This is a genomic window from Streptomyces sp. NBRC 109706 (assembly GCF_000974485.1).
Lineage (GTDB): Bacteria > Actinomycetota > Actinomycetes > Streptomycetales > Streptomycetaceae > Streptomyces.
On sequence record NZ_BBOM01000007.1, the window covers coordinates 21,625 to 39,122 of the forward strand.

Genomic DNA, 17,498 nt, shown 5'->3' on the forward strand with positions numbered 1-17,498 from the left:
GGCTCTCGCCCCACACGACACGACCGGCAGGACCACAAAGTGACACGCCTCGGCGAATCCGTGCAGCGCGCCAGTGCGCTGCTGGCTCAGGACCTCTCCTCCGACACCACCGTCCGGCAGTTGCTGGAGGAGGCGGGGACGCGGCGTTATCTGGACCTGTCCGATCTGTCGCCCCGGGAACAGGCGGAGCTGATCGCGGCCCGCGCGGTCGAGGTCCTGCCGTCGGCGGAGGCGCTGACGGAGCGGATCGAGGCCGCCCGGGCCGCGGGGCGCGGGCTGCGCGTCAAGCTGGGCATCGACCCGACGGGCGCCGACGTGCACCTGGGCCACGCGGTGCCGATGACGGTGCTCAGCCGCTTCCAGCGGATGGGCCACGAGGTGACGTTGATCATCGGCGACACCACCGCCAAGATCGGCGACCCGTCGGGCCGTTCGGCCGAGCGCCCCCCGCTGACCGACGAGGACATCGCGCGCAACCTGGCCAGCTACGGCGACCAGGTGCGCCCGTTCTTCAACTTCGACGAGGTGCGGCTGCGGCACAACAGCGAGTGGCTGGCGGGCATCACGCTCCCCGCGCTGATCGGGGTGCTGGCCCAGGTGCCGGTGTCCTCGCTGCTCCAGCGCGACGACTTCAGGACCCGTCTTGAGGGCGGCCACGGGCTGACCATGTCGGAGCTGATCTACCCCGTGGCGATGGCGACGGACTCGGTCGAGATCGAGGCGGACGTCGAGCTGGGCGGCGTGGACCAGCTGCTCAACATGCAGATGGGCCGCCGGCTGATGGAGATCCACGGCCTCGCGCCGCAGCTGATCGTCGGCATGCCGCTGATCGAGGGCACCGACGGCTCGGGCGCCAAGATGTCGAAGTCCAAGGACAACTACGTGGGCCTGAACGCCGCGCCCGGCGAGGTCTTCGGCAAGATCATGTCCATTCCCGACCGGCTGATGGAACCCTACCTGCGGGCCTGGACGGAGTGGACGGACGCCGAACTCGCCCTGGTCAACGGCCGGTTGGCGGATTCGACGCTGCACCCGATGGATCTGAAGAAGCTGCTGGCCGCAGAGGTGGTCGCCGCGCTCCACGGGGTGGAGGCGGCGATGGCGGCGCGCGAGGCGTTCACCGCGCAGTTCTCCCGCAGGAGCTTCGCCGACGTGGCGAGCCTGCCCGAGCTGTCGCTCGCCGAGCACGGCGCCGAGACGGTCGCCACCGTCCTCACCAAGGTGTTGGAATTCACCCCGAGCGCGTCGGCCGCCCGTCGGCTGGCGAAGCAGAACGGGCTGCGCCTGGTGCTGGAGGGGGCGGACGGGCAGCGGACCGAGGTGCTTCCCGAGGCGGACGCGCTGCGCCCGCTGGCCGAGGTGGTCGCGGAACGAACCGGAGACGCGCCGGCCGGGCAGCCCACCGGCGTCTACCTCAAGGCCGGACGGAAGCTCGCCCAGCTGCTGGGGTGACTCGGCCCCCGGCGCGGCGGTGGCGTACTTTGGGGCGGGGTGATGTGAGATGGCGCGCTGGCGCGAGGACGAGAAGGACTCCACGGTCTACCGGATCACCGGTGCCCGGCAGAGCCTGGACGACGATGTCAGAGGGCGACAGCGTCGCTACATCGTGGCGATGGTGATCCGCACCGTCGCGGTGCTGCTGACCGCGCTGCTGTGGAACGTCAGCCTGCCGCTGGCGGTCGTCACCCTGGCGCTGGGCGTCGCCCTGCCCTATGTCGCCGTGGTGATCGCCAACGCGGGCCGGGAGAACGTGCCGTCGCTGCCCTCGGCCCTCGCCGCCCCCTCCGCGACGCGGGCGCTGCCGCCCGCACAACAGGAAGCGCAGAAGCGGAGTTGACGCTTCCGGGCGGCGATCTGGAAGACGGCTCACATCAATTGGGTCATTCCCCTGCAATGACCACCCGCACGCGTGTCATACTTCAAGGGCGCTCCGTATCCCCCGTCGGAGCGACAGAACGACGCCGGGCGGCTCCCCCCGTGGCTGCCCGGCGTCGATCATGTTCCGACCCCAGTCAGCGTCTTGGTCGTATGGGTGGCGTCGCGGCATCCGAAGGACTCGAAGGACCTGGGTGGATTCCTTGACGAACGAGATGAACGAACCGGCCGAAGCCGAGCTGATCTGCTCGGCCAAGGGGTGCCGGACGCCGGCCGTCTGGGTCCTCGCGTGGAACAACCCCAAACTCCACACCCCTGACCGCCGCAAGACCTGGCTCGCCTGCGACGAACACCGCGAATACCTCTCCCGCTTCCTCAGCCTGCGCGACTTCCTCAAGGACGTCGTCCCCCTACCGGACTGGCGCGCCCAAGAAGCGGAACGCTGACCGCTTGGCCTCGCGGCGCGCTTGCCGCCCGTCCGGTCCGCGCGGAGCGCGGACCGGACGGGCGGCGTCGCGCGGGGGGCGCCCGGGGGGGGCGGCCATGTGCTACGCGGGCCGGGGCCCCGGGAACGCAAAAGGGGACAGACAACCAGGCGCAGCGCCCGCCCCGTAGACGCCCCAAAGACGACGACCCCGGTAGCGGGACAAGCCGCAACGGGCCGGCAGGCAACCGCGCTCAGCGCGGCCCCAAGCGCCGCAGGCGCGAGAGGGGCAGGCGGGCAGGGAGAAACAGCGTGCAGCGCAACGCCGGCCCCAACGCGCCGCAGGCGTAAAAAGGGTGGGTGGGTGGGGACAAGCCGCGCGCAGCGCAACGCTGGCGGCAGCGCGCGGCGCCGGAGGCGCAAAAGGGGTGGGCGGGCGGGAACAAGCCGCGCAGCGCGGCCCGGGGCGCGACGAGGCAGGCGCCCGCGCAGCGCCACGCGCCGCAGGCGCAAAAGGGGCGGTTGGGTGGGGAAAAGCCGCGCGCAGCGCCGGCCCCCGGGTGGGTAAGGCAAGGGCGGGTGGGTGGGGAAAGCCAGCGGTCAGCCGCCGATCGCGGACATCGGGCGGGCGGGTTGGGCGAAGCTCGTGGGAGCGTCCAGCCCCGAGCCCGCCTTCTTGCCCCACATCGCGCGGCGCCACAGCTCCGCCAGCTCCGCGTCGTCCGCGCCCGCGCGCAGCGGCCCGCGCAGATCGGACTCCTCGTGCGCGAACAGGCAGTTGCGCACCTGGCCGTCGGCGGTCAGCCGGGTGCGGTCGCAGGCCGAGCAGAACGGCCGGGTGACGGACCCGATCACGCCGACCCGCCCGGGCCCGCCGTCGACCAGCCACCGCTCGGCCGGCGCCGAGCCCCGGCCGTCCTCGGGGGTGAGCGTGAACCGGGTGCGCAGCGAGGCCAGCACCTCCTCTGCCGTGATCATCCTGGCCCGCTGCCAGCCGTGTTGGGCGTCCAGCGGCATCTGCTCGATGAAGCGCAGCTCGTACTCGTGCTCAAGGGCCCAGGCCAGCAGCTCGGGCGCCTCGGTGTCGTTGACGCCGGGCAGCAGCACGCTGTTCACCTTGACCGGGGTGAGGCCGGCGGCCTTGGCCGCGGCGAGGCCGCGCAGCACGTCGTCGTGCCGCCGGCGGCGGGTGATCCGGTGGAAGACCTCCGAACTCAGCGTGTCCAGGGAGACGTTGACCCGATCGAGCCCGGCGGCGCGCAGCGCCTCTGCCGTCCGCTCCAGGCCGATGCCGTTGGTGGTGAGGGAGAGCCGGGGCCGGGGCGTCAACGCGGCGCAGCGCTCCACCACGGAGACGAGACCGGGCCGCAGCAGCGGCTCCCCGCCGGTGAATCTGACCTCCGTGACGCCCAACTCCCGCACCGCGACGCCCACCAGCCGGACGATCTCGTCGTCGGTGAGCAACTCCGGCTTGGGCAGCCAGGCAAGGCCCTCCTCCGGCATGCAGTAGGTACACCGCAGATTGCACCGATCGGTGAGCGAGACCCGTAGATCGGTGGCCACTCGGCCATGGGTGTCGAGCAACATCGCGGCGCCTCCGCCTGGTGGGGAGCAGATGTCAGGCAGCGTACGTCACGCCTGTGACAGCGGGGTGGCGTGAGCGGTCCGGAGACCCGATCGAACGTCCCAACTCCGGGGCGGGCGAGGGGCACTGTCGGTGCCGGCCCGTATCCTCTGGGACCATGCTCGAAGACCACCACCAGGCGCCCATGGTCGACCTCCCCCTCCCCAGGACCCCGGACGAGGGGTCATGGCCGGAGGGCTACCCGTCGGGGTATGCCGTGGTGGACGTCGAGACCACGGGTCTTGCCAGCCACGACCGGATCGTGTCCGCCGCCGTCTACCGACTGACCGCCAGGGGCGAGGTGGAGGACAGCTGGTACAGCCCGGTCAATCCGCAGCGCGATCCCGGGCCCACCTGGATCCATGGGCTGACCTCCGAGATGCTGGCCGACGCGCCGCTCTTCGGGGAGGTCGTGGAGGAGTTGGCCGAGCGGCTGGCCGGCCGGGTGCTGGTGGCGCACAACGCGGTCTTCGACTGGGCGATGCTGGCCAGGGAGTTCGCCCGGGTGGAGCGGACACCGCCGGTCCGGCAGCGGCTGTGCACGATCCGGTTGGCGAAGGAGCTGGCCCTGCCGCTGCCCAACCACAAGTTGGAGACGCTGGTCGGGTACTACGGGGTGACGCAGCGCCGGGCGCACCACGCGCTGGACGACGCCCGGGTGTTGGCGGAGGCGTTCCGGCCGAGTCTCCGGCAGGCCGCCCGGCTGGGCCTGCCGCTGCCGCTGCATGTGTGCCGGCCGATCACCGAATGGGCCACCGGCCAGCCGTCGTCCCGTTCCGGTGCCGTCCGCTCGGGCGACGCCTGGCGTGGGGGCTGGCGGCCCAGCCGCAAGCGGCCGGCCTGTCCCTATCCCAATCCGGGCCGGTACGAGCCGGGTGGCCGGCTGCGGCAGGGGATGCGGGTGGCGTTCTCCGGGGACACCTCGGTGGATCGGGAGCTGCTGGAGGACCAGGCGCAGGAGGCGGGTCTGCATGTGGCGACCAGCGTCTCCCGGCTCACCAGTCTGCTGGTCACCAACACCCCTGAGGTCATGACCAGCAAGGTGGTCAGGGCCCGCACCCATGGCACACCGATCCTGGACGAGGCGGCGTTCACCCACCTGCTGCGGGATGTGGCCCCGGCGGCGGAGGAGTGACCGCCTTCGGGTAGCGTCAGTGGCTGTGTACCGGTTTCTGCTGTCCCGGCAGTGGGTGGTCCTCACCCTGATCGCGCTGCTGCTGATCCCGACCATGATCCGGCTCGGGTTCTGGCAGATGGATCGCCATGACCAGCGGGTGGCGCGCAACGAGCTGATCTCCGCCAGTCTGTCGGCCGAGCCGGTGCCCATGGCGGAGCTGACCACGGTGGACGCCGGCCCAGGGGCGGACGACCGCTACCGCCGGGTCACGGCCACCGGCTCCTACGATCCGGCGCACCAGGTGCTGGTGCGGCAGCGCACCAACGCCGACGGTGCCATGGGGTACTACGTGCTGACCCCGCTGCTCCAGGAGGACGCCCCGGCGGTGCTGGTGAACCGGGGCTGGCTGCCGGCCGGTGGCGATCCCACGCAGGCCCCTCCGGTGCCGGAGCCGCCGAGCGGGCAGGTCACCGTGACGGGCCGGCTGATGGCCGACGAGACCACCGGCAACACGGGCGTCAAGGACAAGTCGGGGCTGCCGGACGGCATGGTGATGCTGATCAACAGCGACCAGCGGGAGGCCGACCTCGGCCGGCCGATGCTGGGCGGCTATCTGGAGCTGACGGAGACCGCCCCGCCGGACGAGGCCGATCCCCCGCTCGCTCCGCTCCCGGAGCCGGACCACACCGGCATCGGCGCGCACTTCGCCTATGCCGTCCAGTGGTGGCTGTTCACCGCCGGCGTTCCCGTCGGCTGGTTCCTGCTGCTCAGGCGCGACCGCAAGGACGCCGCCGAGCAGGCCGCCAAGGAGGCCGTGGCCGCCGCCGGCCCCGAGCGGTCGGCGGCGGAGCGGCCCACGGCCGCCAGGGACAACGTGCCCACCTCCGCCTGAGCGGCGGCCGGTGGCCGGTGACCGTCAACTGACGCGTTCGGGCCCGTGCTTGGCGGCCCGCAGCCGCGCCTCCGCCGGCAGCGCCGAGAGCCCGGACGAGACGCGGGCGTGCTCGACCGCCTCGGCCCGCAGCCGGCGCACGGCCTCGTCGGGCCTGGCCTGCGGCGCGAGGGAGAGACCCACCTCGGCGCGCGGCTGGTCGCGGCGGCCGACCAGGGTCACCCTGGCCCGGTCCACCCCCGGCAGGGCCTCCGCCTCGGCGGCCACCACCTCCTCCAGCGCCCGCCCGCGCAGCAGCGCGCCGACGCCGTCGCCGCTGTCGACCAGCACCTCGGAGAGCCGCTGCCGCCGCAGCTGCGCGAGCAGCCACCACAGCGCCAGCAGGACCAGCAGCGCCAGTCCGCCGATCACCACCGGCCACCACCAGCCGGCCTCCCGGTGCCGCACCCGGTCCGACGCGCTGAGCAGCACGTCCTGCGGGCCGCGCCAGGTCCACCAGGAGGGCGGGGTGAAGCCCCAGCGGCTCGGCAGGTCCAGGGTGCCCACGAGCACCGCGAGGCCGAGGCAGAACAGCGTGCCGCCGCTGACCGCCAGCAGCACCCGATTGACGATGCGCAACATCACTGCCCCATCTCGGCGTCGACTCAGCGTTTGGTGGGACGGCGGACGAAGACGGCGAGGCCGGGGCGGCGGGCCAGCCCCAGCTCCCTTATGCCGTCGTCCAGTACCGCGTCCAGATCGGCCCTGACCACGTCCAGTTCGCGGAAGTGCGCCTGCGCCCAGACCCTGACCCTGCGGCGGCCGACGACCACCCGGACGGTGCGTACGCCGGAGACGTTCAGCGCCCGGTCGCGCAGCACCATGGCGGCGGCGGCGCGTTCGATGCCGGCGCGCATCTCCGGGCCGTCCTGGCGCATCGGCAGCAGCCGGCGCAGCCCCGGGGTGACCGCGAGCACCACCAGCCAGACGCCCAGCAGCAGCGCCGCGACGGCACCCGCCACGATCCAGGCGTCGTCCAGCGGCCTGGTGGCCAGCTGGTCGGCCAGCTCCCGCCGCCAGCCGGCGGCGGGGCGGTCGGCGCGCACCGAGGCGATGTCGTAGAGCAGCAGCCCGGCGCCGGCCAGCAGGGCGGCGGCGACCAGCGCGGCCGGCAGCCGCCGTTCCGACCAGAAGCGGCTGGCCGGGCCGTCCTCGTCGGCGCTCGGCTCGTAGCGCGCGGTGGAGGCGGACTGCCGCATCCCGCCGGACTCGTCGTCCTCCGCCTCCGGCGGGTCGAGCTCAGCGGGTCGCGGCTCGTACGGCTCGGGCTGCTCGTACGGCTCCGGCTGCTCGTAGGGCTTCGGGGACGGCTTGGCAAGGGCGGGGCGCCGTTCGTCGACCGGCTCCGGCTCCGGGTCGCTCGCCAGGGCGGCCTTCCGTTCGCTCCTGGGGCGGCGGTCGGCGTGCCGGCTCACTGCAGCCTCCCCGGGGCCGCGCCCTCAAGGGCGGTGGTGTGCAGCCGCTCGACGGCCACCGACACGTCCCTGACCTCCATGCTCGCCAACTCCTCGACGCGGCGGGCCACCTGACGGCGTACCGCGCCGCACTGGGCGCCGATGTCCGAGGGGTAGACCAGCTCGACGGCGACCCGGACGCTGGCGATGCCGACGACGCCGTCGCCCTCCGACGGGCGCCGCACCACGGCCGAGGCGTGCGGCCCGGTGCTCCTGCCGCGCGGCGGCCGGCCGGCGGGCTCGGCACGCAGGGCCTCCCTGGCGGCCTGGGTGGCCAGCTTGGCCACCACCCGCTCGGCGATCCTGGTCACGCCGCGTTCCCCGGCGGGAACCACCTGATCCACCGTCATCGCCGCCGGTCGCCGCCGCGCTCGCGGACCCGGAAGAGATCCCCGGGCTCCAGGTCGCCGTCCAGGAAGCGGCCGGCGACAAACCCGATCGCGCCCAGCGCCGCCACCAGCAGAAAGGCCGCGAACCCGCCGAAATATCCGGCGAAGCCCAGGGCCATCCCGGCGATCATGCCGATCATGGCCATGCTCATCTCGTACTCCTTCGCCTCGGCGGCCTGGCGACGCCGGCCGCCCGTGCCTACTGCAACGGGGGCCGTTCGTCGTCGTCTTCCTCGTCGTCGGGCAACTTCACGTCGACGACGTTGATGTTGACCTCGACGACCTCCAGGCCGGTCATCCGCTCGACGGCGACGATGACGTTCTCCCGTACGGTACGGGATACGTCGGCGATGGAGACGCCGTACTCGACCACGATCTCCAGGTCCAACGCGGTCTGTACCTCGCCGACCTCGGCCTTGACGCCCCGGGTGACGGACTTGCCGCCGCCCGGCACACGGTCCCTGACGGCGCCGAAGGTGCGGGCCAGGCCGCTGCCCATGGCGTGCACGCCGACGACATCGCGGGTGGCCATGCCGGCGATCTTGGCGACCACCCCGTCGGCGATGGTGGTACGTCCTCTGGTGGCGGGGTCCCCGGTGCCCCGACGGGTGCCGAGCGTCCTCTCCGGTGTCTCGGTGCCCTGCTCGGTGCCGTGCTCCGCGGTGGTGTCGGTCACTGTGCCTTCGCCCCTTTCCGAGCCGCAGTCGCGCCCGCCGCTCCTTCGCCACACTATGCTCGGCCGGCCCTCCGGCCCCCTCGCGCGACCCCCCGAACGGGTGGCACGCCTCGGCCGGCCGACGCCGGTTCCTAGGAGATGCTGTACCCACCCAGGGCCGGTTGAGTACGGACAGGGTAGACGGAAGGCGGGAACGCATGGGCGGCGACGGGGTGTTGGCGGCGGTGCGGCGGCAGCTGGCACTGGGCAGGCTGCTGCCGCTGGGCGGCGGGGCCCTGCGGGGCTACTGGCTGACGGAGCGGGCGGCGCGGGCGGCCCTGCGCGGCGCGGTGGCCGTCGCGCTGCCGATGGCGCGGCTCGACGAGCTCCGGCTGGCGCCCGCCGACCCCGCCGCGTCCCTGCCCGAGGAGGGGGACGCGGTGCCGGGGCCGCCCGGCGCGGTGCCGCCGGGGCCGCTGCGGATGACCGTCGCCCTGGCGGCCTATCCGGCGCTTCCGCTGCCCGAGCTGGTCCGCCGGCTGCGCGCCGCCCTCGCCGAGGTGGCGCGGGAACGGTTGGGGCTCGATGTGGTGGCCGTGGATGTGACGGTCACCGAGCTGCTGGGCGCCGAGCCCGAGCCGGCGACCGCCGGCCCCGAACCGCCGTCGCCGCCGGACGCGTTCGGCTCGGGCGGCCCGGGCGGCCCGGGCGCCGACACGGTGACCGACGCGGTGGTGGGGGTGCCGGGGGTGCGGGAGTTGTCCTCGGCCCTGGACGGCTGGCCGGGCGCGGTGCGGGTGAGCGACGAGGCCGACCCGCCGTCCAGGCTGGTGCGGCTGCAACTGGTGCTCGAAGGGGACGGGGAACGGGCGTTGCCGGCGGTGTTGGCCGAGGTCGGGGACGCGGCGGCCGGGGCGGCGGCGTCCTCGGGCGGGCCGCCGCCGGGGCCGGTGCGGGTGGCGGTGCTGGTCACCGGGATCGGCTGACCGGCGGCCGGGGCCGGTCAGTTGTCGGCGACCAGATCGGCCAGCCGGCGGCCCTGCGCGGCGCGTTCGGCGGCGCGCTGGGTGTCGTAGTCGTTGCGGGTGGCGGCGCGGAGCAGGGCCTTGGTCTCGATGACCGCGTCCCGGGGCGCGGCCAGCAGGGCGGCCGCCAGATCGTCGGTGGCCGCCGCCAGCTCCTCGCCGGGCACGACCAGGTTGGCGAGGCCGATGCGTTCCGCCTCGGCGGCCCGCACGGCGCGCCCGGTGGCGCAGATCTCCAGCGCCCTGGCGTAGCCGACGAGTTCGACCAGCGGATGGGTGCCGGTCAGATCGGGGACCAGGCCGAGGCTGGTCTCACGCATGGCGAACTGCGCGTCCTCGGCGCAGACGCGCAGATCGCAGGCGAGGGCCAGTTGGAAGCCGGCGCCGATGGCATGGCCCCGCACCTCGGCGATGGAGAGCAGATCGGGACGACGCCACCAGGTGAACGCCTCCTGGTAGCCGGCGATGGCGGCGTCGAGTTCGGCCTCGGGGTAGCGGGCCAGGTCGAAGAGGGAGAGCTGGCCCTCGATGCCCTCGGGGGTGAGGGCCCGCCGGTCGAGACCGGCGGAGAAGGAGACTCCCTCGGCGCGCAGCACCACGACCCTGATGTCGCCGGTCAGCCGCCGCCCGGTTTCGGCGAGGGCGTGCCACATCGCGGGGGTCTGTGCGTTGCGACGTTCGGCGTTGGTGAGCGTGACGGTTGCCACGGCGTTGTGGACGGTGACACGCACACCGTCCCGGTCGAGCAGGCTCATCGGGCCTCCGCTCGTTACTCGGCAGTAGTTACGCCTCGCAGAGTAACGACCGACCCGGCTACCCGACCGCGCGGGTGGGGTGTGGTGGTCAGGCTGTGGTGGACTTCTTGCCTCTGGTGGCGCCGCCACGACCGCGCAGGGTGACGTCCGCCTCGCTCAGCATCCGATGCACAAAGCCGTACGACCTGCCGGTCTCCTCGGCCAGCGCCCGGATGCTGGCACCCGACTCGTACTTCCGCTTCAGGTCTGCCGCGAGCTTCTCGCGCGCGGTGCCGGTCACCCGGCTGCCCTTCTTCAGAGTCTCGGCCACTCGTGCCTCCTCATGCGAAGTGCGCTCTGGACTCTCATGATCACCCCTATCGGGCTTCCTGGCCACCCATTCGTAGCGGTCCGTACGACAAACGGATCGGCGGGCTTTCCGGGGTGCGGCGCGGCGCGGGCGGGCCCGGACGAGGAAGGCGCAGGTCAGCGGGGGTTGCGGCGGGGCCGGCGAGAGCGGTGGCGGGATGGGTGGGCCCGGCGCTTCGACACGCCGGGCTACGACCGCACTCACTCAGATGAATGATCAACCATGGGCCGAATGATCCACCGGGGGTGATCACTTTCGGCGGATGCGCAGGGCTCAGGCGAGCGCCACCAGATCCGCGTAGTCGGCGCTCCACAGGTCCTCGACGCCGTCCGGCAGCAGGATGATCCGCTCCGGCTGGAGCGCGTCGACCGCGCCCTCGTCGTGGGTGACCAGCACCACCGCCCCGGTGAAGTTGCGCAGCGCGCCCAGGATCTCCTCGCGGCTGGCCGGGTCGAGGTTGTTGGTGGGCTCGTCGAGGAGCAGCACATTGGCCGACGACACCACGAGGGTGGCCAGCGCCAGCCGGGTCTTCTCGCCGCCGGAGAGCACCCCGGCCGGCTTGTCCACGTCATCGCCGGAGAAGAGGAACGAGCCCAGCGTCTTGCGCACCTGCACCAGATCGAGATCGGGCGCCGCGCTGCGCATGTTCTCCAGCACGCTGCGGCTCGGGTCGAGCGTCTCGTGCTCCTGGGCGTAGTAGCCCAGCTTGAGCCCATGCCCCGGGGTGACCTGGCCGGTGTCGGGCTTCTCGATTCCGGAGAGCAGCCGCAGCAGCGTGGTCTTGCCGGCGCCGTTGAGGCCCAGGATCACCACCCGGGAGCCCTTGTCGATGGCCAGCGAGACATCGGTGAAGATCTCCAGCGAGCCATAGGACTTGGACAGGCCCTCGGCGGTGAGCGGGGTCTTGCCGCAGGGCGCCGGATCGGGGAAGCGGAGCTTGGCGACCTTGTCGTCCTGCCGCTGCTCCTCGAGGCCGGCGAGCAGACGCTCGGCGCGGCGGGCCATGTTCTGCGCGGCGACGGCCTTGGTGGCCTTGGCGCGCATCTTGTCGGCCTGGGAGTTGAGCGCTGCGGCCTTCTTCTCGGCGTTGGCCCGCTCCCGCTTGCGCCGCTTCTCGTCGGCCTCGCGCTGCACCTGGTACCGCTTCCAGCCCATGTTGTAGATGTCGATCAGGGCGCGGTTGGCGTCGAGGTAGAAGACCTTGTTGACGACGGTCTCGACCAGCTCGATGTCGTGGGAGATGACCACCAGGCCGCCCCGGTAGGTCTTCAGGAAGTCCCGCAGCCAGCCGACCGAGTCGGCGTCGAGGTGGTTGGTCGGCTCGTCGAGGAGCAGCACGTCGGCGTCGGAGAAGAGGATGCGGGCCAGCTCGACCCGGCGTCGTTGGCCGCCGGAGAGGGTGTGCAGGGGCTGGCCGAGCACCCGGTCGGGGAGGCCGAGGCTGGCCGCGATGGTGGCGGCCTCGGCCTCCGCCGCGTAGCCGCCCTTGGTGAGGAACTCCGTCTCCAGCCGCTCGTACTTGCGCATCGCCTTCTCGCGGGTGGCGCCCTGCCCGCCGGCCATGCGGTTCTCGTTCTCCCGCATGCCGCGCAGGACGCTGTCCAGGCCGCGCGCGGAGAGGATGCGGTCGCGGGCCAGCACGTCCAGATCGCCGGTGCGCGGATCCTGGGGCAGATAGCCGACCTCGCCGGAGCGGGTGATGGTGCCCCCGGCCGGGGTGCCCTCGCCCGCCAGGCATTTGGTGAGGGTGGTCTTGCCGGCGCCGTTGCGGCCCACCAGGCCGATGCGGTCGCCCTGGGCGATGCGGAACGAGGCGTGTTCGATGAGGACGCGGGCTCCGGCGCGCAACTCGATGCCGGTGGCGGTGATCATGGACAGACTCCAGGTGCGGAATGTGTGGGCAGGGGTCGGATCAGCGCTTACGCCCGCTAATGCACGAGGAGCAGAATGTCCATGCGGGCCATTCTAGCCGCGCGCGACAACGGGTCCTCGTCCGGTCGAGCGGGGCCGGGGGCCGCCGTCACGCCCCTCCCGTGTGCACCTGGAAGGCGGCGCGCCGCACCCGTTTGGCCACCGTCTGGTCCGGGTGGACCGCCGAGAGCGCCAGCAGCACCTGCACCGTGCGGGGATGGCCACACGTTCGGATCTCGTCCACCAGTTCGCCGACGGTCGGCTGCGGAGCGGTGTCCAGATGGTCGAGCAACAGCCGTTCGGCGCCGTGTTCCTGGGCGGCCGACGCGGTGTCCACCCAGAGCCAGGTGGCCTCGGCGCGGGTGAGCACGCCGAGCGGCGACTCGGCGGCGTCCCTGGGGTCGCCCCCCTCGTGGTCGGCGAGCCAGAGCAGCGCGTAGGGGCGCAGACCCGGCTCGTCGACCACCGCACGCACCGCGTCCAGCGCGGGGGCGCCCACCACCCGGAGCGCCTGGAAGGCGAGCCCCCGGATCAGCGCGTCCTCCCCCCGGGCGGCGGCCAGCAGTTCGTCGACGGCCGGCGCGGTGGGGCGCACGGCCAGCCAGGCGCGGTACTCGGCCCTGGCCGGTCCCGGCGTCAGATTGGCGCAGCCGCGCAGCATGGCGACGGCGGACTGTTCGATGTTGCCGGCCGGGCTCTGCGCGGCGACGCAGATCTGTTCCAGCTTGGTCCACATCGCCCAGCTGCCCAGATCGGTGAGCCGGGCGCGGGCCGGGCGGTCGCCCTTGGCGTGCAGGGTGAGCGCGCCGACCGCGGCGAGCGCGTCCAGCGCCCAGCCCAGCAGCCGCACCCGTTCCGCCGTGGTCGCCGGGTCCTCGTCCGGCACCGGCGCCTCGGCCTGGGCGCCTTCCTGGCCCTCGGAGCGCAGCTCGGCCACCCGGCGGCGCATCAGGTCGATGAGGCCGGCGGCGGTGACCGGACCCTCGGAGAGCCGCATCACGGACAGGAGTTGGGGCATGGCCGCGACCACGTCGGTGACCAGGGAGGGGTCGGCGTCCGAAGGGGCCGGCCTGGCCAGGCACCAGGCGTCGAAGAGCGCGACCCAGCCGCGCAGCGCGGCGGTGTCGTCGCGCTCCCAGGCGCGCAGCCGCCAACCGGAGCGGACGGTGCCGGGGCGGCCGTCCCCGTCGCCGTCGATCTCCAGCAGGCCGGCCAGTCGCGCCCGGCTCCAGTTCTCGCGCAGCTCGGCGCGGCTCATGCCCAGTTCGTCGGCGGCCGGGGCGCCGGCCTGTTCGGGCGAGACGCCGGCGCGTCGCGCCCAGTGCGCCACCCGGACCGCGTCGGCGAGCAGGCTCCTCGCCTGGCGGGCCAGCTGGTCGGGTGGCAGCACGCCTTTGGGCGGTCTGGGGTTACGTCTGCGCTCGGCCGTGCGGCGCTGAACCTGCGTTCGTTGCGCGGGAGTCTGCGGGACGAGTCGCAACCGGGGCTCACGCGGAGTTCGGGACGTCACCCGAGCAGTTTCTCCGCTCGGACCGTCAAAGCCCAAACCCCGCGTACAGAGGCGTAGATGAGCCGGGCGCCGGCGGGGCGCGCGCGGGGGTGGTGGCGTCTCACATCAGGGGCGTGAGAAAGCGCCGCAGCGCCTCCTCGTAGCCGTCCGGGTCGGCGTTCCACATCGCGGCGTGCTGCGCCTGGGCGACGGTGTGCAGGACGACGTTGCGCTCGTGCCGGCCGGCGAGTTCGCGGGAGGCGGCGAACGGCGCGATGGTGTCGTCGGGGCCGTGGACCAGCAACATCGGCGGTGGCGCGCCCCGTTCGCCGGGGGGCGGCACGGGCGGCGGGTCGGCGGGGGCGCCGCCGCGCTGGGCGGCGGCCACGGCCCAGGGCCGCAGCACGGCGGGCACGCCGCGCCGCACGGCCATGGCGCGCAGCGTGGCGGTGGGCCACAGCACCGGGGAGTCCAGCACCAGGCCCGCCACCTGGCGGTGCAGCGGGGAGTGGGTGGCGGTGTGCAGCGCCATGGTCGCCCCGGTCGACCAGCCGAAGAGCACCACCCGGCGTGCGCCGGCGCGCACCGCGAAGCGCAGCGCGGCCTCGGCGTCCCGCCACTCCCCCGCGCCCAGCCGGTACGCCCGTTCCGCGCGCCGGGGCGCGCCGGGGTCGCCCCGGAAGGCGGGCAGCAGCACGGGAAAGCGGAGCCGCTGGAGGAACGGCAAAACGTTCAGCGGCAGTTCACGGGTGGCGCCCAGGCCGTGCAGGGCGATGATCCAGGTGTCGCGGGGCCCCGGCACCAGCCAGGCCGGCAGCCGGACCGAGCCGTGCGGCAGTTCGACATCGGTGTGCTCGATGCCCAGCGCCGAGCGCGGCGTGCCGGTGTACAGCTGTGGGGTGAGCCCGACGGAGCTGCCGGTCGGGAGCCGCCCGGGCCCGACGCCGATCAGCTGCCGCACCACGGTGTCGGGGCTGCCGGCCACGTCCAGCGGGGAGCCGACCACGGCGCTGCCGGAGCGGCCGGTGAGCCGGTAGGTGCCGGGGCGCAGCGCGTGGGTGGAGCGGGTGAGGGTGAGGGTGTCGGCGGTGCTCCCGTGCACCGTGAACCGGATGCCGGCGAAGCCGGCCGGCCGCCCGCCGCCGGCCGCGCCCAGCGCCGTGCCGCTGGCCCATCGCCCCGCCAGGGCCGTGGCCAGGCCCGTGCCGGCCGCCAACACCGTGCTGGCGGCCACTGCCGCCGTGATCCGCCGCCGCATGTCCCCCAGCATGGGCGCGGAAGCGGCGGACGGCCACCGCACCGCGCCGGAACGGGTCGCCGCTACCTCCGCTCGGGGTTGCCGTAGTCGCGGAGGCGTTCGGCCACCTCGGCCAGTTGGTCCCGGGTGAGCAGGGTCGGCTCGCGCCCGGGTATGGCGGCGGCGGCCAGCCAGACCCGGCACATCCACTCCAGCTGCGCCGTGTGGTCCATCGCCTGCCGCAGGTCGCGGCCGTGGGCCAGGGTGCCGTGGTTGCGCAGCAGGCAGGCGTCGCGGCCCGCGAGTGCGGCCGTCGCCGCCTCGGCCAGCTCGGGCGAGCCATAGGTGGCGTAGTCGGCGACCCGGATCGGGCCGCCCATGGCGGCGGCCATGTAGTGGATCAGCGGCACCTCGTCCACCAGCGTGGAGACGGCGGTGGCGTGGGTCGCGTGGGTGTGCACCACGGCGCGCGCCCGGGTCTCGCGGTAGACCGCGAGGTGGAGCGGCAGTTCGCTGGTGGGTTTGAGGGTGCCGGCCAGCCGGCGGCCCCGGAGGTCGACGGCCAGCAGATCGGCCGGTCGGAGTTGGTCGTAGGGCACTCCGCTCGGTGTGACGAGGATCGCGTCCCCGACGCGGACGGAGAGGTTGCCCGAGGTGCCGACGACCAGGCCGTCGTCCACCGTCTGCCGGGCCGCGGCGGTCAGGTCGCGCCAGGCGGTGCGCCAGGACGCGGGGGGACGGACGGCTTCCGCCGAACGACCCGCGGAGCGACCTGTCCAAAAAAGGAGCGAAGCAACAGCGTTACGCCGCCGTTCATTCATCTTCCGTTCACCTATTCACCCTACGTTAACGTCGCTTGATCCCCACCCCGCCGAACGATTGTCCGGTACATGGAACACTTCACGCTGTTGATCGCAATCGTGATCGTCACGGCTTTGGCGTTCGACTTCACCAACGGCTTCCACGACACGGCCAACGCGATGGCCACCACCATCTCGACCGGGGCGATGAAACCCAAGCCCGCGGTGGCGATGTCGGCGACACTGAACCTCGTCGGTGCCTTTCTGTCCGTAGAGGTGGCGAGAACCATCTCCGGCGGCATCATCGACGAGGAGGCGGGCATCAAGCCCGAAGTGATCTTCGCCGGCCTGGTCGGCGCCATCGTGTGGAACCTGCTCACCTGGCTCGCCGGTCTCCCCTCCAGCTCGTCCCACGCGCTCTTCGGCGGCCTGATCGGGGCCACCGCCGCCTCGGTCGGCTTCGGCGGGATCAACGGGGACGCGGTCATCACCAAGGTGGTCATACCCGCGGTGGCCGCCCCCCTGGTGGCCGGCTTCGCCGCGATGATGGCCACCAGGCTGACCTATCGCATCACCCGGGGCGCCGACGAGAAGGCGACGTCCAAGGGGTACCGGACGGGGCAGATCGCCTCCGCCGCCCTGGTCTCGCTGGCGCACGGCACCAACGACGCGCAGAAGACCATGGGCGTGATGACCCTGGCGCTGATCGCCGGCGGTTCGCTGGCCCCCAACTCCGATCCGCCGCTGTGGGTGATCACCTCGGCCGGTGTGGCGATCGCGCTCGGCACCTACCTGGGCGGCTGGCGGATCATCCGCACCATGGGCAAGGGCCTCACCGACATCCGGCCGCCGCAGGGCTTCGCCGCCCAGACCAGCGCGGCGACCACCATTCTGGCCTCCTCCCACATGGGCTTCGCGCTCTCCACCACCCAGGTCTGCTCGGGCGCGGTGACCGGCTCGGGCCTCGGCCGGCGCGGCGGCGTGGTGCGCTGGAACACGGTCTCCCGGATGGTGGCCGCCTGGCTGCTGACGCTGCCGGCCGCCGGTCTGGTCGGTGCGTTGAGCGCGGTGATCGCGGAACGCGGCGACTGGGGCGTGGCCGTGGTGGCGGTGCTGCTGGTGGCGTCCAGCCTGGTGATCTGGATGCTGTCGCGCCGCAAGCCGGTCGACCACTCCAACGTGAACGCCGACGACACCCCCTCCGACAACGCCTCCGCCGCCCCGGAGCCGGTCGCCGCCGGGACCGGTATGAACAGCGTGAACGACGTGAACGGCACGGGAACGAACGGGGAGCCGGAGCCGGTGATCATCTCCGTCCGCACCCCGGCATCGGCCCCGTCGCCGGCGTCCGGCGCTCCGGCCGAGGGCGATCCGCCGGCCGAGCCGTCGGCGACAGCCGCTCCCGCCGCGACCCCAGCCCCCGACCGGTCCACCCCGACCGTCTCCTAGCCGAGCGAGCAGAG

Annotated in this window: 19 protein-coding genes; 7 read left to right on the forward strand and 12 right to left on the reverse strand. The window is 73.4% G+C overall.

Going from position 1 to position 17,498, the window contains the following annotated elements:
- The first annotated feature begins 39 nt into the window (after positions 1-39).
- The 3 genes from tyrS to AOM46_RS14295 all read left to right on the forward strand — a co-directional run bounded on the left by tyrS (position 40) and on the right by AOM46_RS14295 (position 2,321).
- Positions 40-1,452 (forward strand): tyrosine--tRNA ligase, encoded by a 1,413-nt coding sequence (gene tyrS / locus AOM46_RS14285; RefSeq protein WP_062210981.1) that lies wholly within the window; start codon positions 40-42, stop codon positions 1,450-1,452.
- A 49-nt stretch (positions 1,453-1,501) separates the two neighbouring features.
- Positions 1,502-1,837 carry a DUF3099 domain-containing protein gene (locus tag AOM46_RS14290; RefSeq protein ID WP_062210984.1) on the forward strand — a complete coding sequence of 112 codons (336 nt, stop codon included), beginning with the start codon at positions 1,502-1,504 and terminating at the stop codon, positions 1,835-1,837.
- A 253-nt stretch (positions 1,838-2,090) separates the two neighbouring features.
- A complete protein-coding gene (locus AOM46_RS14295; protein WP_062210987.1) occupies positions 2,091-2,321 on the forward strand; it encodes a hypothetical protein in 231 nt (76 codons plus the stop codon).
- Between the two features lie 578 nt (positions 2,322-2,899).
- Here the strand turns inward: AOM46_RS14295 and moaA are convergent.
- Positions 2,900-3,886, reverse strand: a complete 987-nt coding sequence (gene moaA / locus AOM46_RS14300) for a GTP 3',8-cyclase MoaA (RefSeq protein WP_062210990.1) — start codon at positions 3,884-3,886, stop codon at positions 2,900-2,902.
- Between the two features lie 155 nt (positions 3,887-4,041).
- Here moaA and AOM46_RS14305 point away from each other — a divergent pair, with 155 nt between their 5' ends.
- Both AOM46_RS14305 and AOM46_RS14310 read left to right on the forward strand, forming a co-directional pair.
- The gene (locus tag AOM46_RS14305; RefSeq protein ID WP_078856820.1) at positions 4,042-5,058 is read left to right on the forward strand and encodes a DEDDh family exonuclease; all 1,017 of its coding nucleotides are present in this window, start codon (positions 4,042-4,044) and stop codon (positions 5,056-5,058) included.
- 19 nt (positions 5,059-5,077) lie between these two features.
- Positions 5,078-5,932: an SURF1 family protein gene (locus tag AOM46_RS14310; protein ID WP_370592705.1), complete on the forward strand. Its 855-nt coding sequence runs from the start codon at positions 5,078-5,080 to the stop codon at positions 5,930-5,932.
- 24 nt (positions 5,933-5,956) lie between these two features.
- Here the strand turns inward: AOM46_RS14310 and amaP are convergent, their stop codons facing one another.
- The 5 genes from amaP to AOM46_RS14335 all read right to left on the reverse strand — a co-directional run bounded on the left by amaP (position 5,957) and on the right by AOM46_RS14335 (position 8,490).
- Positions 5,957-6,553 (reverse strand): alkaline shock response membrane anchor protein AmaP, encoded by a 597-nt coding sequence (amaP, locus tag AOM46_RS14315; RefSeq protein WP_062210998.1) that lies wholly within the window; start codon positions 6,551-6,553, stop codon positions 5,957-5,959.
- 23 nt (positions 6,554-6,576) lie between these two features.
- Positions 6,577-7,170 (reverse strand): DUF6286 domain-containing protein, encoded by a 594-nt coding sequence (locus AOM46_RS14320; protein ID WP_234313820.1) that lies wholly within the window; start codon positions 7,168-7,170, stop codon positions 6,577-6,579.
- Positions 7,171-7,382: 212 nt separating this feature from the next.
- Positions 7,383-7,736 (reverse strand): hypothetical protein, encoded by a 354-nt coding sequence (locus AOM46_RS14325; protein ID WP_370592706.1) that lies wholly within the window; start codon positions 7,734-7,736, stop codon positions 7,383-7,385.
- Between the two features lie 35 nt (positions 7,737-7,771).
- On the reverse strand, positions 7,772-7,966 hold the full coding sequence (locus AOM46_RS14330; RefSeq protein ID WP_062211003.1) for a hypothetical protein: 195 nt from the start codon (positions 7,964-7,966) through the stop codon (positions 7,772-7,774).
- Positions 7,967-8,013: 47 nt separating this feature from the next.
- Complete coding sequence (locus AOM46_RS14335; protein ID WP_062211006.1) at positions 8,014-8,490, reverse strand: Asp23/Gls24 family envelope stress response protein; 477 nt, start codon at positions 8,488-8,490, stop codon at positions 8,014-8,016.
- A 197-nt stretch (positions 8,491-8,687) separates the two neighbouring features.
- Between AOM46_RS14335 and AOM46_RS14340 the strand changes: the two genes are divergently transcribed.
- Positions 8,688-9,455 (forward strand): hypothetical protein, encoded by a 768-nt coding sequence (locus AOM46_RS14340; protein ID WP_062211009.1) that lies wholly within the window; start codon positions 8,688-8,690, stop codon positions 9,453-9,455.
- A 17-nt stretch (positions 9,456-9,472) separates the two neighbouring features.
- On the opposite strand, the gene AOM46_RS14345 is transcribed toward AOM46_RS14340, so the two are convergent.
- The 6 genes from AOM46_RS14345 to AOM46_RS14370 form a co-directional block, all read right to left on the reverse strand.
- On the reverse strand, positions 9,473-10,249 hold the full coding sequence (locus AOM46_RS14345; RefSeq protein ID WP_062211012.1) for an enoyl-CoA hydratase/isomerase family protein: 777 nt from the start codon (positions 10,247-10,249) through the stop codon (positions 9,473-9,475).
- Between the two features lie 88 nt (positions 10,250-10,337).
- Positions 10,338-10,559, reverse strand: coding sequence for a helix-turn-helix domain-containing protein (locus AOM46_RS14350; RefSeq protein ID WP_062211015.1), 222 nt, complete (start codon positions 10,557-10,559; stop codon positions 10,338-10,340).
- Positions 10,560-10,871: 312 nt separating this feature from the next.
- Positions 10,872-12,470, reverse strand: a complete 1,599-nt coding sequence (locus AOM46_RS14355; protein ID WP_062211017.1) for an ABC-F family ATP-binding cassette domain-containing protein — start codon at positions 12,468-12,470, stop codon at positions 10,872-10,874.
- A gap of 148 nt (positions 12,471-12,618) precedes the next feature.
- Positions 12,619-14,019, reverse strand: a complete 1,401-nt coding sequence (locus AOM46_RS14360; protein WP_078856822.1) for a hypothetical protein — start codon at positions 14,017-14,019, stop codon at positions 12,619-12,621.
- 100 nt (positions 14,020-14,119) lie between these two features.
- Positions 14,120-15,256, reverse strand: coding sequence for an alpha/beta hydrolase (locus tag AOM46_RS14365; protein WP_062212551.1), 1,137 nt, complete (start codon positions 15,254-15,256; stop codon positions 14,120-14,122).
- Between the two features lie 62 nt (positions 15,257-15,318).
- Complete coding sequence (locus tag AOM46_RS14370) at positions 15,319-16,056, reverse strand: class II aldolase/adducin family protein (RefSeq protein ID WP_062211023.1); 738 nt, start codon at positions 16,054-16,056, stop codon at positions 15,319-15,321.
- A gap of 69 nt (positions 16,057-16,125) precedes the next feature.
- On the opposite strand from AOM46_RS14370, the gene AOM46_RS14375 reads away from it, so the two are divergent.
- On the forward strand, positions 16,126-17,484 hold the full coding sequence (locus tag AOM46_RS14375) for an inorganic phosphate transporter (RefSeq protein ID WP_062211026.1): 1,359 nt from the start codon (positions 16,126-16,128) through the stop codon (positions 17,482-17,484).
- Positions 17,485-17,498: the final 14 nt, after the last annotated feature.

Bases quoted from the DNA above. Each gene is read 5' to 3' on its own strand.
- AOM46_RS14305 (WP_078856820.1), top strand. From the start codon at position 4,042: ATGCTCGAAGACCACCACCAGGCGCCCATGGTCGACCTCCCCCTCCCC.
- AOM46_RS14345 (WP_062211012.1), bottom strand. From the start codon at position 10,249: ATGAGCCTGCTCGACCGGGACGGTGTGCGTGTCACCGTCCACAACGCC.
- AOM46_RS14355 (WP_062211017.1), bottom strand. From the start codon at position 12,470: ATGATCACCGCCACCGGCATCGAGTTGCGCGCCGGAGCCCGCGTCCTC.
- AOM46_RS14340 (WP_062211009.1), top strand. From the start codon at position 8,688: ATGGGCGGCGACGGGGTGTTGGCGGCGGTGCGGCGGCAGCTGGCACTG.
- AOM46_RS14330 (WP_062211003.1), bottom strand. From the start codon at position 7,966: ATGAGCATGGCCATGATCGGCATGATCGCCGGGATGGCCCTGGGCTTC.
- AOM46_RS14365 (WP_062212551.1), bottom strand. From the start codon at position 15,256: ATGCGGCGGCGGATCACGGCGGCAGTGGCCGCCAGCACGGTGTTGGCG.
- AOM46_RS14290 (WP_062210984.1), top strand. From the start codon at position 1,502: ATGGCGCGCTGGCGCGAGGACGAGAAGGACTCCACGGTCTACCGGATC.
- AOM46_RS14295 (WP_062210987.1), top strand. From the start codon at position 2,091: ATGAACGAACCGGCCGAAGCCGAGCTGATCTGCTCGGCCAAGGGGTGC.
- AOM46_RS14370 (WP_062211023.1), bottom strand. From the start codon at position 16,056: ATGAATGAACGGCGGCGTAACGCTGTTGCTTCGCTCCTTTTTTGGACA.
- moaA (WP_062210990.1), bottom strand. From the start codon at position 3,886: ATGTTGCTCGACACCCATGGCCGAGTGGCCACCGATCTACGGGTCTCG.
- amaP (WP_062210998.1), bottom strand. From the start codon at position 6,553: ATGTTGCGCATCGTCAATCGGGTGCTGCTGGCGGTCAGCGGCGGCACG.
- AOM46_RS14375 (WP_062211026.1), top strand. From the start codon at position 16,126: ATGGAACACTTCACGCTGTTGATCGCAATCGTGATCGTCACGGCTTTG.
- AOM46_RS14320 (WP_234313820.1), bottom strand. From the start codon at position 7,170: ATGCGGCAGTCCGCCTCCACCGCGCGCTACGAGCCGAGCGCCGACGAG.